This window comes from Rhodococcus sp. LW-XY12 (assembly GCF_019317345.1).
GTDB lineage: Bacteria > Actinomycetota > Actinomycetes > Mycobacteriales > Mycobacteriaceae > Rhodococcus > Rhodococcus pyridinivorans.
The window spans coordinates 2,085,006-2,100,960 of record NZ_CP079225.1 but is presented as its reverse complement, the minus strand read 5'-3'; the positions used below and the strand labels follow the sequence as shown (position 1 = coordinate 2,100,960).

Genomic DNA, 15,955 nt, shown 5'->3' with positions numbered 1-15,955 from the left:
GGCCGCGCCGCTCAGTCCAGCAGTTTCGCTGCCGCGGCACGTGCCGCGACGGGGTCGTCGCTCGCGAGGACCGCCTCGGCCGCCTCACGGCAACGGTCCATCGGGACCGAGGAGAGCCGGGCGCCGACACCCGTCACCGCCGACGCGGCGCACGACAGGGACGTCACGCCCATTCCGGTCAGGACGCAGGCGAGGAGCGGGTCGGCCGCCGCCTCGCCGCACACCCCCACCGGCTTGCTCGCGGCCGCCCCGGCCTGCGCCGCGCGGGCCACGAGTGCGAGCACCGCGGGCTGCCACGGGTCGGTGAGTGCGGCCAGCTGCGGCGACATCCGATCGGCCGCCATCGTGTACTGGGCAAGGTCGTTGGTGCCGATCGACAGGAAGTCCAGGTGTTCGAGCAACCGATCGGCGAGCAGCGCCGCGGACGGAACCTCGATCATGACGCCGGGTGACAGCCCGCGCACGCGCACCCGCGCGGCGAAATCGGCCGCCTCCGAGACGGTCGCCACCATCGGTGCCATGACCCACGGCGTGGCGCCGGTGCGCGAGGCCGCGGCGGCCACCGCGTCGAGCTGACGATCGAGGACTCCCGGCGCCGTGGTCGTGATGCGGATACCGCGGACGCCGAGGGCGGGATTGTGTTCGTCGGGGTGGTTGGCGAACCGGAGGGGCTTGTCGGAGCCGGCGTCGAGGGTCCGCAGGACGACCTTCCGTCCCTCGAACGCCTCGAAGACCTCCGCATAGATGTCGGCCTGCTCGTCCACCGTCGGTTCGGTGTCGCGGTCGAGGAAACACAACTCGGTGCGGAACAGTCCGACGCCCTGCGCCGGCGTCCGGCGCGCCGCGCGGGCACCCGATCCGTCCTGCACGTTGGCGAGGATCTCGACCGGGTGACCGTCGGCGGTGGCGCCGGGACCGGACCAGCCCGCCACCCGCTCGCGCTCGACGCGGTCGCGTTCGACCTCGGCTGCGGCCTCGGCGCTGTCCGGGGAGATCACGATCCGGCCCGTCGCGCCGTCGACCAGCACCTCGGTGCCGGCAGGGACGTCGTCGAGACCTGCCACCGCGACGACACACGGGATGCCGAGCTGGCGCGCGATGATCGCGGTGTGGCTCGTGGGTCCTCCGAGGGAGGTGGCCAGCGCGACGACGACGGACGGGTCGAGTCCGGCGGTGTCGGCGGGTGCGAGATCGGCCGCGAGGAGCACGGACGGCGAATCGGGCATCTCGAGACCGGGTTCGGGGGCGCCCTGCAGTTCGGCGATCACGCGGTCGCGGATGTCGAGCAGGTCGGTGACCCGCTCGGACTGCAGCCCGCCCATCTTCTCGAACAGGGCCGCGAACTGGTCGGTGGCGGCGACGGTGGCACCGACCGCGTCGGATCCGGACCGGATCTTCGTCGCGGTCGCCCCGCGCCAGGCGCGGTCCTCGACCAGCACAGCGGTGGCTTGGAGCACTTCTGCCGCGGCACCCGATGCACGCGAGGCGCGGGCGCGCAGCCGCTCGGCCACGACCTTCGCGGCGTCCTCGAACCGGCCCACCTCGGCCTCGCGCGCCGTGTCGGGGATCGAGGCGCCCTGCGCCGGGACCACAGGACGCGCGACGGGACGGATGACCGGCCCGTATCCGATACCGGGGACGACGGGGGTGCCGTACAGGACGGACGCCGACTGCTCCATGGAGATCTCCTCACCGCAGTAGTTCGTTGTGACTCAGATTACTCGGAAGCCTTGACATGTCAACACAGACGGGCGTAAAACAACATAAACCAACATTGTTTTCCCCACAGATCGGGTACCCCCAGGAGTGTCGGTGTACGCAGAGGAACGGCAGCAGGCGATCGCAGCACTGGTGGCGGCACGTGGCCGCGTGTCGGTCGCAGTGCTCGCCGACCGGTACGGCGTCACCACCGAGACCGTGCGCCGCGACCTCGCACACCTCGAACGCCTGGGCCTCGTGCGGCGGGTTCACGGCGGCGCGATCCCGGCCGCCTCGCTCTCGGTGGCCGAGCCTGCCCTCTCCGAGCGCGAACACACCCGCGCCGAACACAAGGACCGCATCGCCGCCGCCGCGACGTCCTTCCTCCCGCCGTCCGGCGGAAGCGTGCTCTTCGACGCCGGCACCACGACCGGCAGGATCGTCGGAGCGCTGCCGCCCGAGGTCGACCTCACCGTCGTCACCAACTCGGTGCCGATCGCCGCGCGCCTCGCCGCAATGAGCACCGTGCAGCTGCACCTGCTCGGCGGTCGCGTCCGCGGTGTCACGCAGGCCGCGGTGGGTGCCGAGGCCCTCGCCACCTTGTCGACGGTGCACGTCGACGTGGCCTTCATCGGCACCAACGCGCTGAGCATCGACCACGGCCTGTCCACCCCCGACGCCGACGAGGCCGCGGTCAAGCGCGCGATGGTGCGCACCGCCGACCGGGTCGTCGTGGTCGCCGATTCGTCGAAGGTCGGTCGGCGCAATCTGCTGAGCTTCGCGTCGCTCGAACCGATCGACGTTCTGGTCACCGACACCGATCTCGACGACACCGACCGTCGGCAACTCATCGAACACGGAATCGAGGTGGTGACGACATGATCGTCACGCTCACGGCCAACCCCAGTCTCGATCGCACGGTCGGGCTGACGGGCCCGCTCGAGCGCGGGAAGGTGCATCGCACCGAGCGATCCACCGTCGATCCGGGCGGCAAGGGGATCAACGTCGCGCGTGTGCTGCACGCCGCGACGACCGAGGTCGTCGCCGTTCTCCCGGCCAACGCCGGCGATCCTCTGCTCGCCGCGCTGGACGAGCAGGGCATCGCCCATCGGGCCGTGCCCACCTCCGGGCCGACGCGCAACAACATCACCGTCGCCGAACCCGACGGCACCACGACCAAACTCAACGAACCCGGAACCCCCTGCACCGGACGCACACTCGGCGAGTTGCACGCAGTCCTGCTGGAATGCGCGCAGGGAGCCGCGTGGACCGTCCTGTCCGGTTCTCTTCCTCCCGGTGTGCCCGAGTCGTGGTATGCCGATCTCGTGGGTGCCCTGCGCGGTCTCGGATGCCGCATCGCGGTCGACACCTCCGAGCGGCCACTGCTCGCCCTCGCCGAGCGGTTCCCCGCGGCGGCCCCGGACGTGATCAAGCCGAACGCCGACGAACTGGCCCAGCTCACCGGCGCGGACGCCCACGAACTCGAATCCGGCGCCGCCGCAGGAGACGTCGGCGCCGTGGTCGACGCGGGACGGGTGCTGGTGGAACGCGGGGTCGGCGCGGTACTCGCGACCCTCGGCGGTGCGGGCGCGGTGCTGGTCACCGCCACCGGCGCGTGGCGGGCCACCGCCGACGACGTCACGGTCCGCAGCACGGTCGGCGCGGGCGACTCGTCGCTCGCCGGATATCTGCTCGCCGAGCAGGCCGGTCACACCCCCGACGAGTGCCTGCGCCTCGCCGTGGCGTACGGAACCGCAGCCGTCACGCTCCCCGGAACAGCCCTGCCCACACCCGATTCCGTCGATCCATCCCGAGTGCACGTCACCGACGTCCACCGCCGACCCCGACCGCTCCCCTCCCACTCCTAAGGAACGTCATGTCCGACACCACCTCCGGCTCCGCAGGCGGTTCCTCGATCATCGGCACGGAACTCGTCTCGCTCGATGTAGACCTGGGATCCGACAAGAACTCCGTCATCGCCGCGCTCGCCGAGCGTCTCGCAGCGAACGGTCGCGCATCCGACGCCGACGCACTCACCGCGGCCGTTCTCGAACGGGAGGCCAAGTCCGCCACCGGCCTTCCCGGCGGGATCGCGATCCCGCACGCACGCAGCGAAGCGGTGACCACGCCGTCGCTCGGTTTCGCCCGGCTGTCCCCGAAGGCCGACTTCGGTGCGCCCGACGGACCCGCCGACCTCGTCTTCCTCATTGCCGCGCCCGAAGGTGCGGGCGGCGACCACATGAAGCTGCTCACCGCTCTCGCTCGTGCACTCGTGCGCCCGGACTTCGTCGCGTCGCTGCGCGCGGCCGCGTCCGCGGACGAGGTCATCGCGCTGGTCGAGGACGTCCTCCCGCCCCGACCGGAGTCGTCGGGCAGCGCTCCTGCCGGCTCGACCGCAGCGCCGGAACAGCCGTCACCGACAGCCGCTGCGAAGCCGGCGGTCGCGCCTCCGCAGAGCGCGGAACAGCCCGGAGGCCGCACGATCGTCGCGGTCACCGCGTGCCCGACCGGTATCGCGCACACGTACATGGCCGCCGATGCGCTGGCCGCCGCCGGTGAACGCGCGGGCGTGACGGTCCGGGTGGAGACGCAGGGATCGAGCGGCAGCACTCCCCTGCCCCCCGACGTGATCGCCGGCGCCGACGCCGTCATCTTCGCCACCGACGTGGGGGTCAAGGGCCGCGAACGGTTCGCCGGGAAGCCCGTGATCGCATCGGGCGTCAAGCGCGCGATCAACGAACCGGACACCATGGTCGACGAGGCCCTGCGGGCCGCCACCGATCCGTCCGCACGCACCGTCGAGGGCACCGCGGGCGCCCCGGCGGGTGAGTCGGAGAGCGGCAGCGACCTCGGTTGGGGTACCCGGCTGCGGCAGATCCTGCTCACCGGTGTGAGTTACATGATCCCGTTCGTCGCGGCCGGTGGTCTGCTCATCGCTCTGGGCTTCCTGCTCGCCGGTCCCGACATCACCGACTCGGCCGCCGACATCGTCCTCGACAACACGCTCACCAACCTTCCCGAGGGTGGGCTCGGCACTTATCTCGGTGCGGTGCTGTACCAGATCGGCTCGTTGGCGTTCTCGTTCCTCGTCCCGGCACTGGCCGGGTACATCGCCTTCGCGATCGCGGACCGTCCGGGTCTGGCTCCGGGCTTCACCGCCGGTGCGGTGGCCGTCTTCGTCGGCGCCGGTTTCATCGGCGGTCTGGTCGGTGGCATCATCGCCGGCTTCGCGGCCCTGTGGGTCGGCCGTATCCCGCTGCCCACTTGGGCTCGTGGCCTGATGCCCGTGGTGATCATCCCGCTGCTCGCGAGCCTGATCGTCGGTGGGCTCATGTTCCTGCTGCTCGGTCGCCCGCTCGCCGCGATCACGACCGGTCTCACCGACTGGCTCAACGGTCTGTCCGGTGGTTCCGCGGTGCTGCTCGGTGCGATCCTCGGCCTGATGATGTGCTTCGACCTCGGCGGACCGGTCAACAAGGCCGCCTACGCCTTCGCGGTCGCGGGTCTCGACGTCGCCAACACCGGTTCGCTCGAGATCATGGCGGCGGTCATGGCCGCCGGTATGGTTCCGCCGCTCGCCATGGCACTGTCGTCGCTGGTGCGTCCGCGTCTCTACAGCACGGCCGAACGCGAGAACGGCAAGGCCGCCTGGCTGCTCGGTGCATCGTTCATCTCGGAGGGCGCCATCCCGTTCGCGGCGGCCGACCCGTTCCGGGTCATCCCGTCGATGATGCTCGGCGGCGCCGTGACCGGCGGCATCGTCATGGCGACGGGTGTCACGCTCACCGCTCCCCACGGCGGATTGTTCGTGCTGTTCGCGATGGACCGCGTCGTGTGGTTCCTGATCGCACTGGCAGCCGGTACGGTGGTCGCCGCACTCGCGGTCAGTATCGCCAAGTCGATCACGCGTCCCGCCCGGGTTGCCGCCGACGAGGCGAATCCCCAGCCCGTAGCGGCACGCTCCTGATCACAGCGGCACGCGCCTGATCTACCCGACTTCCTGCACTTCCCCACCACGAAGGAGATTCCCATGCCCAGCACCACCGTTGCCGTCGGTTCGTCCATCGGCCTGCACGCCCGTCCTGCAGGGATCATCGCCGAGGCCGTGGTCGCGGCCGGTGTCCCCGTGACCCTCGCGGTCGACGGCGGCGAGCCCGTCGACGCCGGTTCGGCCCTGATGATCATGACGCTCGGCGCAGAAAAGGGCACGCAGGTCACGATCTCGTGCGATGACGACGCGGTCCTCGCGCAGGTCGCGGAGCTGGTCGCCGCGGACCTCGACGCCTGATCTCGGCCGCGGTCGCGGCGTCTGATCTCAGCCGCGGTCGCGGCGTCTGATCTCGGCCGCGGTCGCGGCGTCTGATCTCAGCGGCGGGCGCGGCGCCGGACGACGAGTCCGAGCACCCCGAGGGCGATGACTCCGGCGGCCACGCCCGCACCGACGACCGGCAGTGCCGCGGGCGACATCTCGTCCGCGGCATCGTCGTCCGCGGGTGCGAAGAGATCGGTCGCACCGCGACGGATATGGATCGGTGGATTCTCCGTGCCTGCCGCGCCGCGCTCGGACGCGGTGACCAGGTCACCGTCGGCGGTGAATGCGACGGCTTCGCCCTGCGGTTCGTCCGGGACCGGGACGCGGAAGCGCGGACCGGCGACCAGAGCGGACGCGAGATCGCCGTCGGGGACGTGGAACAGGTAGACGTCGGTGTAGGTGCGGACCGCCGCGACCGTCCCGTCGGCGTTGACCGCACCGCCGGTGATCATCGAGGAGGACGCACCGGGAATGGGACCGCCGGGGGTGTCCGACGGTCCGAGTGCCAGCGACCCGACCCTCTCGAGGGGGGCAGGTCCCGGCACGGGGAGTCCGTCGATCGTGAGTCCGCGTGCGGGCCGGTAGACATTGCTCGAGCCGAACAGCGCCTTCGTCACGATCACAGGTTCGCCTGTCGCGGAGACGAGCACGGTCTCGGCGTCGCGGGGACCGTCGGGATAGGTCAGCCGGTGCAGATCTCCCTGCCCGGTGTCGGGATCGAGGGAGATGAGCGCGATCGTCTCGCGGACGCGGGTGTTGTCGCCGAGATCCCCGAGCCACAACCGGCCGTCGGGCCCCGCGGCGAGATCCTCGACGTCGTAGGGATCGACGGGCGACGGAACGCGTTGCAGCACCGAGCAATCGTCGTCGAGTTCGACGATGCGTTCGTCCTCCCCGGCATCGGGCGTCGCGAACAGCCGGTCGCCGATCGTCGCGAGGCCGGACAGTTCGGTGAGCACGGGATCGTCGGGGGTACACAGCATCTCGGTCGGCAGATCCGCGACCGGAGTCCCAGCGTCCTGCGCGCCTGCGTGCGAGACCGGCACGAACGCCGCGACGGCAGCGAGCAGCGCCGCCCGGCGTACGACCCGCATCAGGCCGCGAAGTCGACCAATGCCGACGCCAGCGCTGCCGGCACCTTCGCGTGCACCCGCGTGCCGTCCACCTCGTGCTCGGACGACAGGATCTGACCGTCCGAATGGATGCGCGCGAGCAGATCACCGCGGGTGTACGGCAGGAGCAGCTTCACCTCGACGTCGGGATCCTCGAGCAGACCCGCGAGCTGGGTCTGCAACTCCTCGACGCCCACGCCGGTGTGCGCGGAGACGAACACCGCGCCGGGGATCGCGCTGCGCAACTGCGTCAGGGTGACCGGGTCGGCGGCATCGATCTTGTTGACGACGATCAGTTCCGGCGGCGGCGGTGCGTCCGATTCGCGGAGCACCTCGGTGACGACTTCGCGCACCGCCTTGATCTGCTCTGTGGGCATGGGGTCGGAGCCGTCGACGACGTGGAGCAGCACATCGGCGTCGGCGACCTCCTCGAGAGTCGACCGGAACGCCTCGACCAGCTGGGTCGGGAGGTGCCGGACGAAACCGACGGTGTCGGTGAGCACGTACTCGCGGCCGTCGGGCAGCGCCGACCGGCGGGTCGTCGGGTCGAGGGTCGCGAACAGTGCGTTCTGCACCAGGACACCGGAGCCGGTGAGCTTGTTGAGCAGGCTCGACTTACCGGCGTTGGTGTATCCCACGATCGCGACGGACGGGATCTTGTTGCGCAGACGCCGGGTGCGCTTGGTGTCGCGCGCGGCCTTCATCGCCTTGATCTCGCGACGGAGCTTGGCCATCCGCTCACGGATCCGGCGACGGTCGGTCTCGATCTTCGTCTCACCGGGACCGCGCAGGCCCACACCGCCGTTGCTGCCGGCACGGCCACCGGCCTGCCGCGACATCGATTCGCCCCAGCCACGCAGACGCGGGAGCATGTACTCCATCTGTGCGAGGGAGACCTGTGCCTTGCCCTCTCGCGAGGTGGCGTGCTGGGCGAAGATGTCGAGGATCAGCGCGGTCCGGTCGATGACCTTGACCTTGACGACCTTCTCCAGCGCGGTGAGCTGGGCGGGGGTGAGTTCGCCGTCGCAGATCACGGTGTCTGCGCCGGTGGACAGGACGATCTCCCGGAGTTCGTCGGCTTTGCCGGAGCCGATGTAGGTGGAGGCATCGGGCCGGTCACGACGTTGGACCAGGCCTTCGAGGACCTCGGAGCCCGCAGTCTCGGCGAGCGCGGCCAGCTCGGCCAGGCTCGCTTCCGCCTGGGCGGCCGTTCCGCCCGTCCAGACACCGACGAGCACGACACGCTCGAGTCGGAGCTGGCGGTATTCGACCTCGGTGATGTCCTCGAGTTCGGTGGACAGACCGGCCACACGCCGCAACGCGCTACGGTCTTCGAGTTGCATCTCGCCGACGGACGGATCCTCGGCGGTCCAGCCTCCGGATGCGTCGTACGCGGTCGGAGTGCTGTCATCTGTGGTTGCGCGATGCATGCGCTGTGTGTTCGTCATACACCTCCATGGTGTCACGAAGCCCGAATCGGTGCATTCGAGTTTTTCTGCCGCATCCGCGCGGGGGGTACCCAAGTGCGCGCCGGCCGGGCCGAGCGGCGCCGATCAGATCGGCGCCGACCACCAGGTGTCGTCGAGTTCACCCGTCGCGACCAGCACAGACGGCCCGCGCAACCAGGCGCGACCGTTCTCGATGCGCACCTCGACCGAGCCACCGGGGATCCGCACCTGCACCGCGCCGTCGGATGCGCCGTCGAAGCGCAGGGCTGCAGCAGCCGCGGCCACCGTGCCGGTTCCACACGAGCGGGTCTCCCCCACGCCGCGTTCGTGGACGCGCATGTGGACCGTCCCGGCCGCGATCGGGGTCAGGAACTCGATGTTGACCCCGTGCGGGAAGAAGCCCGGGTCGAAGCCGGGCGAGGTGAGGTCGAGACCGGCAAGGCTCGTGTCGTTCAGGTGCGGGTCCACGCACGCGAGGTGCGGGTTGCCGACGTCGATGCCGATGCCCGGATAGACCCGCCCGTCGATGGTCGCCGCCGACTCGCCGAGGGTGCGCACCGTCCCCATGTCCACGGTCACCTCGCCGAGGACCGGTCCTGTCTCGTGCACGGTGACGGGCTTGCCTCCCGCCCGGCTGCCGACGACGAACTCGCGGCGGTCCTCGAACCCGTGCGCGGTCAGATAGTGCGCGAACACCCGCACACCGTTGCCGCACATCTCGGCGATGGATCCGTCGCCGTTGCGGTAGTCCATGAACCAGTCGTCGGCGTCGGTGCCCTCGGGCAGTTCTCCGAGCGCGCCGGCCGACACCAGTGCCCCGGCCCGGGCCACGCGGAGCACACCGTCGGCGCCGAGCCCGCGACGCCGGTCGCACAGGGCCGCGATCCGGCCTGCGTCGAGGTCCAGGCGGGCGTCGGGATCCGGAAGGATCACGAAGTCGTTCTCGGTTCCGTGCCCTTTGCTGAACTCCATGCGCGCTACCTTATCGGGCTGGTGAGGCCGGTGATGTGCGTGCGTCCCGGACGGCCCGCAACGCGACGTCGAGCAGGTGGGGGTCGGCGCCGTCGAGCCAGTGGATGCGCGGGTCGCGGCGGAACCACGAGCGTTGCCGTCGCACGTAGCGCCGGGTCCCGATGAACGTCCGCTCGCGTGCGTGGTCGAGGTCGTACTCCCCGTCGATGTACGCGAGCACCTGTGCGTAGCCGATCGCGCGACGTGCGGTGACGCCCTCGTGCAGCCCGACTTCGAGGAGTCCGTGCACCTCGTCGACGAGGCCGCGTTCGAACATCAGGTCGGTGCGCCGCGCGATGCGGTCGTCGAGTTCGGCGGTGTCGCGGTCGACGCCCAGGATCACGGTGCCCCAGCGGGGCTCACCGATCGTCGGCTGCGACGCCGCGAACGGTTGCCCGGTCAGCTCGACGACCTCGAGCGCGCGGACCATGCGGCGGCCGTCGGTGGGCAGGATCGTCGCCGCGGCGGCGGGATCGGCGCTCTGCAGCGCCCGGTGGACCGCGGCGGGCCCCTCGGTCTCGAGCACCGCCTCCCACTTGGCACGGACCTGCGGATCCGTCGCCGGGAACTGCCATTCGTCGAGCAGCGCCTGCACGTACATCATCGATCCGCCGACGACGATCGGGAGGCGGCCGCGGCCGAGGATCGCCTCGACGTCGGCGATCGCGGCCTGCTGGTAGCGGGCGACCGTCGCGGTCTCGGTGACGTCGAGGACGTCGAGTTGATGGTGCGGGATCCCGCGACGCTCGTCCGGTGCCAGCTTGGCCGTCCCGATGTCCATCCCGCGGTACTGCTGCATCGCGTCGATGTTGACGATCTCGCCGCCGAGCGCTTCGGCGAGGTCCAGTCCGAGATCGGACTTGCCCGTGGCGGTGGGGCCCACCACCGCGATCGGTACGAGCGTGTCGGCGGGACCGGTGCTTTCTGCGCTCACGGTGTCCAGTTCCCCACGTGGTAGCCCACGCCGTAGGGCGCGGCGGAGTAGGTGACGGACGCCGAGCGCGGGCGCGCTCCGAGGGTGGCCGCCAGGACGTGCCAGGCAGCGCGGCCGGTCAGCTTGATGTCCGAACACAGGTCGGGGTCGAGCGCCGCGAGCACCTCCGTGTCGCCGGCGCCGAGCGCTGCGGCCAGGGCCGCCTCGACCTCCTCCGAGCGCGGATCGTAGGCGCCGGGCGCCTTGGCGGTGAGGGTCGTCGCTCCGTCCGCGACGACGAGCAGTGCTCGCGGCAGATCGTCGCGGTCGAGCTGCGCACGCAGGTCGCGGCCGAGATCGGCGCAGTGGGCGGCGTCGGCGTCGGCGGCCACCACGTGGGTCGTCACGTGGGTGCCGGGTGCCGTGCGGTCGCGGATCCAGCCGGCCACCAGCGCGGTCAACGCGAGCGCGGGATCGGGTTCACCGGCGGCCTCAGGACCGAGTTGCACCGTGACGTCGACACCGAACCCGAGGAAGGTTCCGCGCGCGGTGGAAGGAACGGTCTGTTCGGCCGTCTCGGCTCCCACGACCACCCATTCCGCGGCACCGGACAGGCTACGACCGACCTCGAGAACCGCCTCGCGCAGATCGTCGGTCTCGGAGACGGCGAGACCGGTGAGCTCGGGGACGAGCAGCGGTGGGGACGGCACGAACGCCGCGGCGGTCAACACATCGGCAACCGTAGTCCACCGGACCCGGCGCCCTGCATGGACACGACCTGTTTCAATAGTGAGCGGACACGATCGCGGAGCCCCGGGATCGACCGGCGGTAGACCCATGCGACCAGGCAGCCGTGCCGCGCGGCAGAGATGAGGTATCGATGAGCGACCCGAACGCACAGGACCGAATCGGCGAGTCGACGCAGGAGCGGACCCCGCGTCCCGGTCCCGCCACACCCCGAGCCCATGCTGCGACGCCCGGCCCCGCGGGCCGAGAGAACGGCAGTTCCACCGCAGCACCCCCGAAGCCGCATCCCGTCGCGGCCCAGACGCACCCTCACGTCCCGGCGGTGCCCGCGAGCGATCCGAGTCGGTTCGGACGCGTCGACGAGGACGGCACCGCATGGGTCCGCACGAGCGAGGGCGAGCGGTGCATCGGATCGTGGCAGGCAGGCGACGCCGCCGAGGGCCTCGCGCACTTCGGACGCCGTTACGACGATCTCGTCACCGAGGTGGCGATCCTCGAGACCCGGTTGACCTCCGGCACCGCCGACGTGAAGAAGACCCGCGCGGCCGCCGAGGCACTGGCCGAGTCGCTGCCGACCGCCGCCGTCATCGGTGATCTCGATGCGCTCGCCGCCCGGCTCACCGCGATCATCGAGCACTCCGAGGAGGCTGCGGCTCTCGCCAAGCAGGAAAAGGAGCGTCGGCGCGCCGAGAGCACGGCCCGCAAGGAGGCCCTCGCGGCCGAGTCCGAGACGATCGCCGCCGAATCCACCCAATGGAAGGCCGCGGGCGACCGGCTGCGCGAGATCCTCGAGGAGTGGAAGACCATCCGCGGGGTCGACCGGAAGGTCGACGACGTGTTGTGGCGTCGCTATTCGAAGGCACGCGAGGCGTTCAACCGGCGTCGCGGAGCCCACTTCGCCGAACTCGACCGCGAGCGCGCCGCGGCGAAGAGCCGCAAGGAAGAACTCGTCGCCCGGGCGGAGGAGCTGCAGAACTCCACCGACTGGGGTGCCACCGCCGCGGCCTTCCGCGACCTGCTCGCCGAGTGGAAGGCGGCCGGACGGGCACCGAAGGACGCCGACGACCAGCTGTGGAAGCGGTTCAAGGGCGCCCAGGACGTCTTCTTCGCCGCACGCAACGCCGCGAACGCCGAGCGCGACGCCGAGTTCGAGGAGAATGCCCGCGCGAAGGAGGCCCTGCTCGAGGTGGCCTCCTCGATCGACCCGTCGGCCGATCTCGAAGGTGCCCGGGCGCGCCTGCGCGAGCTGCAGGACCAGTGGGAGGCGATCGGCAAGGTGCCGCGCGAGCGCATGCACGATCTCGAAGGCCGTCTGCGGGCCATCGAGAAGAAGGTGCGCGAGGCCGCGGATTCCGAGTGGCGCCGCTCCGATCCCGAGGCCCTCGCGCGTGCGGCCCAGTTCCGTGAGCGGGTGCGTCAGTTCGAGGAGCAGGCCGCCAAGGCGACCGCCGCCGGCCGGGCGAAGGAGGCCGAGAAGGCTCTCGCCCAGGCCGCGCAGTGGCGCGAGTGGGCCGCCGCGGCCGAAGGTGCCGTCGGCGAGCGCTGACCCCGCGACATCCGAGACGGACGATCCCCCTCTCCCGGTCCGGGAGAGGGAGATCGTCGTGTTCGTGCCGGAGGCGTCAGGCCTCGGGGTCGTCGCGCATCAGGCGGGGCCGCTCGTGCTGTGCTGCGACCTTCCGCAACTCGGCCTCGGCCTCGAGCTGGGCCGAGGTCCGCGCCCACACCACGCGGGCCCAGTGGAAGACGATCACCATGACGGCGAACCAGCCGATCACGAGACCGAATCCCGGTCCCGCGGCGGACGACTCGACGGGCAGGGTCTGGCGCGACCAGATCGCGAGCATGCCGAAGACGATGGTCACCGCCGAGCCGGCCAGAGACACCCACGCCAACGCCCACTTGCGGGTGACGAGCGCGAGAATCGAGCCCAGCCCGGCGAAGACCACTGCGAAGCCGACGAACAGCCGCGACGGCAGACCGATCTCCTCGGTGGTCGCGTCCGGGGCGAAGGACAGCACCTCCCACCCGTTGGCGGATCCGGCGTGGGGCAGGCTGAAGGTCGCCAGCAGGATCAGGACGGCGATCGCGACGAACATCGCCCGGGCGCCCGGGTCGATGTCGCTCGCCACCTTCCGTTCGGCGGCTTCGAGTTCGGCGCGTACGTCACCCGTCGCGTGGTGATCGTGCGGCTTGTCGGTGGTCATGCGTTGCATCCCATCTGAGGCGGCAGCGGGTCGGGGACGCCGATGCTCGGCAGTCCGAGTCCGACACCGATCGGCGGTGTCTTGGGCAACCGGCCCTGTTCGAAGTGGTCGCCCGCACGTGTACGGCGGTGCGTGAGGATCGGGGTGTCCGCGACGAGGTGGTGCGGCGCGGCGTCGCTGACGACGATCGTGATGACGTCGCCGGGACGCACCGCGGTGTCGATCGCGCCCTCGGGACGGAAGTGGACGAGGCGGCCGTCGCGGGCACGCCCGCTCATCCGGGCGGTCTCGGCGTTCTTGCGACCCTCCCCCGCCGCGACGAGCAGTTCGACCTCCGTGCCGACGAGCTTGCGGTTCTCCTCGAGGGTGATGCGTTCCTGCAGCGCGATCAGACGGTTGTAGCGCTCCTGCACTACGGCCTTGGGGACCTGACCCTCCATGTCTGCTGCGGGCGTGCCGGGACGCTTCGAGTATTGGAAGGTGAACGCGCTGGTGAAACGCGCCTTCTCGACGACCTCGAGGGTCTGCTGGAAGTCCTCCTCGGTCTCACCGGGGAAACCGACGATGATGTCGGTGGTGATCGCGGCGTGCGGCATCGCGGCCCGAACCCGCTCGATGATGCCAAGGAAGCGTTCCTTGCGGTACGAGCGGCGCATGGCGCGCAGGATCCGGTCGCTGCCGGACTGCAGCGGCATGTGCAGTTGCGGGCACACGTTGGGGGTCTGCGCCATCGCGTCGATGACGTCGTCGGTGAATTCCGCCGGATGCGGGGACGTGAAGCGCACCCGCTCGAGGCCCTCGATGTCGCCGCACGCGCGCAGCAGCGACGCGAAGGCGCCCCGGTCGCGGGGCTGCTCCGGATCGGCGAAGGACCGGCCGTAGGAGTTGACGTTCTGGCCGAGCAGTGTCACCTCGAGCACGCCCTCGTCGACGAGCGCCTGCACCTCGGCGAGGATGTCACCCGGGCGCCGGTCGACCTCCTTGCCGCGCAGCGACGGCACGATGCAGAAGGTGCACGTGTTGTTGCAGCCGACGGAGATCGACACCCATCCGGCGTACGACGACTCGCGCTTGGCGGGCAGCGTCGAGGGGAACGCCTCGAGGGCGTCGAGGATCTCGACCTCGGCACGGCGATTGTGCCGCGCGCGTTCGAGCAGTGCGGGGAGATTGCCGATGTTGTGCGTGCCGAAGACCACGTCGACCCAGGGCGCCTTCTTCACGACCGTGTCGCGGTCCTTCTGGGCCAGGCAGCCTCCGACGGCGATCTGCATGTCGGGGTTGTCGTCCTTGACCGGACGCAGATGACTCAGATTGCCGTACAGCTTGTTGTCGGCGTTCTCCCGCACCGCGCAGGTGTTGAAGACCACCAGATCCGGTGACGCGCCGGGCGCGGCCTTGGTGAAGCCGGCGTCCTCCAACAACCCCGACAGACGCTCGGAGTCGTGTACGTTCATCTGACAGCCGTAGGTGCGGACCTCGTAGGTCCGGGCACCGGTACGGGGGGCTTCTTCGTCGATCAGTGACACGTCTCAGGGTATCTCACCTCGGCGGGTCCCCTTTCCTCGCGCCGGCGGCGCGGGCCCCGTCGAGGTATCCGATACTGCTCGTGCAGTAAAAATCCCGTGACGCGCGTGTCGAAGGTGTCCCGAAATGCGAAGTCTCGGGCGTCGGACGGCATAGGGTCTGCAGATATGACATCAGCGGCCGCCGGAACGGATCGTCCGTCCGAGAAGTCGGACACCAGCTCGTCCATGATCTCCATGAACGGGGTGAACAAGCATTTCGGATCCCTGCACGTACTGCAGGACATCAACCTCGAGATTCCGCGAGGACAGGTCGTCATCGTCGTCGGCCCGTCGGGTTCGGGCAAATCGACCCTCTGCCGCACCATCAACCGGCTCGAACCGATCGATTCGGGAGAGATCCACGTCGACGGCACCCTGCTGCCGGAGGAGGGCAAGGCACTCGCCCGCCTTCGTTCGGACGTCGGCATGGTGTTCCAATCGTTCAACCTCTTCGCCCACAAGACGATCCTCGAGAACGTCATGCTCGGCCCCCTCAAGGTGCGCAGGATCAAGAAGGACAAGGTCCGCGAGTCGGCGATGCAGCTGCTCGACCGGGTCGGGATCGCCAATCAGGCCGACAAATACCCGGCGCAGCTGTCGGGCGGCCAGCAGCAGCGCGTGGCGATCGCACGCGCGCTCGCGATGAATCCCAAGGTCATGCTGTTCGACGAGCCCACCTCCGCCCTCGACCCCGAGATGGTCCAGGAGGTCCTCGACGTGATGACCTCCCTCGCGAAAGAGGGCATGACGATGGTCGTGGTCACCCACGAGATGGGATTCGCCCGCAAGGCCGGCGACCGCGTTCTGTTCATGGCCGACGGTCGCATCGTCGAGGACACCGATCCCGAGACCTTCTTCACCGCACCGAAATCCGATCGCGCCAAGGACTTCCTCGGCAAGATCCTCAGTCACTGACCTGATTCCCGCACCGACGGGCCACCC

General features: G+C 70.3%; 14 protein-coding genes. 6 read left to right on the top strand and 8 right to left on the bottom strand.

Annotated elements, in window-relative coordinates:
* Positions 1–11: 11 nt before the first annotated feature.
* Complete coding sequence (gene ptsP / locus KXC42_RS09915; RefSeq protein ID WP_033096545.1) at positions 12–1,679, bottom strand: phosphoenolpyruvate--protein phosphotransferase; 1,668 nt, start codon at positions 1,677–1,679, stop codon at positions 12–14.
* Positions 1,680–1,812: 133 nt separating this feature from the next.
* Between ptsP and KXC42_RS09910 the strand changes: the two genes are divergently transcribed.
* The 4 genes from KXC42_RS09910 to KXC42_RS09895 all read left to right on the top strand — a co-directional run bounded on the left by KXC42_RS09910 (position 1,813) and on the right by KXC42_RS09895 (position 5,986).
* Positions 1,813–2,580 (top strand): DeoR/GlpR family DNA-binding transcription regulator, encoded by a 768-nt coding sequence (locus KXC42_RS09910; RefSeq protein ID WP_019289185.1) that lies wholly within the window; start codon positions 1,813–1,815, stop codon positions 2,578–2,580.
* Entirely contained in the window at positions 2,577–3,566 is a 990-nt protein-coding gene (gene pfkB, locus KXC42_RS09905) for a 1-phosphofructokinase (protein ID WP_024100688.1), read from the top strand. The genes KXC42_RS09910 and pfkB overlap by 4 nt, the downstream gene beginning before the upstream one ends.
* Positions 3,567–3,574: 8 nt before the next feature.
* A complete protein-coding gene (locus tag KXC42_RS09900; protein WP_006551309.1) occupies positions 3,575–5,665 on the top strand; it encodes a fructose-specific PTS transporter subunit EIIC in 2,091 nt (696 codons plus the stop codon).
* Positions 5,666–5,728: 63 nt separating this feature from the next.
* Positions 5,729–5,986 (top strand): HPr family phosphocarrier protein, encoded by a 258-nt coding sequence (locus tag KXC42_RS09895; RefSeq protein WP_006551308.1) that lies wholly within the window; start codon positions 5,729–5,731, stop codon positions 5,984–5,986.
* A 77-nt stretch (positions 5,987–6,063) separates the two neighbouring features.
* Here the strand turns inward: KXC42_RS09895 and KXC42_RS09890 are convergent, their stop codons facing one another.
* The 5 genes from KXC42_RS09890 to KXC42_RS09870 form a co-directional block, all read right to left on the bottom strand.
* Positions 6,064–7,104 carry a hypothetical protein gene (locus KXC42_RS09890; RefSeq protein ID WP_219130258.1) on the bottom strand — a complete coding sequence of 347 codons (1,041 nt, stop codon included), beginning with the start codon at positions 7,102–7,104 and terminating at the stop codon, positions 6,064–6,066.
* A complete protein-coding gene (hflX, locus tag KXC42_RS09885; RefSeq protein WP_006551306.1) occupies positions 7,104–8,570 on the bottom strand; it encodes a GTPase HflX in 1,467 nt (488 codons plus the stop codon). The genes KXC42_RS09890 and hflX overlap by 1 nt, the downstream gene beginning before the upstream one ends.
* Before the next feature lie 105 nt (positions 8,571–8,675).
* Positions 8,676–9,542 (bottom strand): diaminopimelate epimerase, encoded by an 867-nt coding sequence (dapF, locus tag KXC42_RS09880; protein WP_006551305.1) that lies wholly within the window; start codon positions 9,540–9,542, stop codon positions 8,676–8,678.
* 10 nt (positions 9,543–9,552) lie between these two features.
* Complete coding sequence (gene miaA / locus KXC42_RS09875; RefSeq protein ID WP_006551303.1) at positions 9,553–10,515, bottom strand: tRNA (adenosine(37)-N6)-dimethylallyltransferase MiaA; 963 nt, start codon at positions 10,513–10,515, stop codon at positions 9,553–9,555.
* Positions 10,512–11,225 carry a hypothetical protein gene (locus tag KXC42_RS09870; protein WP_219130257.1) on the bottom strand — a complete coding sequence of 238 codons (714 nt, stop codon included), beginning with the start codon at positions 11,223–11,225 and terminating at the stop codon, positions 10,512–10,514. The genes miaA and KXC42_RS09870 overlap by 4 nt, the downstream gene beginning before the upstream one ends.
* A gap of 149 nt (positions 11,226–11,374) precedes the next feature.
* Between KXC42_RS09870 and KXC42_RS09865 the strand changes: the two genes are divergently transcribed.
* The gene (locus KXC42_RS09865; RefSeq protein WP_219130256.1) at positions 11,375–12,787 is read left to right on the top strand and encodes a DUF349 domain-containing protein; all 1,413 of its coding nucleotides are present in this window, start codon (positions 11,375–11,377) and stop codon (positions 12,785–12,787) included.
* 76 nt (positions 12,788–12,863) lie between these two features.
* Here the strand turns inward: KXC42_RS09865 and KXC42_RS09860 are convergent, their stop codons facing one another.
* Positions 12,864–13,457 (bottom strand): hypothetical protein, encoded by a 594-nt coding sequence (locus KXC42_RS09860; protein WP_016692697.1) that lies wholly within the window; start codon positions 13,455–13,457, stop codon positions 12,864–12,866.
* Positions 13,445–14,974: a tRNA (N6-isopentenyl adenosine(37)-C2)-methylthiotransferase MiaB gene (gene miaB / locus KXC42_RS09855; protein WP_024100683.1), complete on the bottom strand. Its 1,530-nt coding sequence runs from the start codon at positions 14,972–14,974 to the stop codon at positions 13,445–13,447. The genes KXC42_RS09860 and miaB overlap by 13 nt, the downstream gene beginning before the upstream one ends.
* A gap of 225 nt (positions 14,975–15,199) precedes the next feature.
* On the opposite strand from miaB, the gene KXC42_RS09850 reads away from it, so the two are divergent.
* Positions 15,200–15,928: an amino acid ABC transporter ATP-binding protein gene (locus KXC42_RS09850; protein WP_006551298.1), complete on the top strand. Its 729-nt coding sequence runs from the start codon at positions 15,200–15,202 to the stop codon at positions 15,926–15,928.
* The last annotated feature ends 27 nt before the right edge of the window (positions 15,929–15,955 follow it).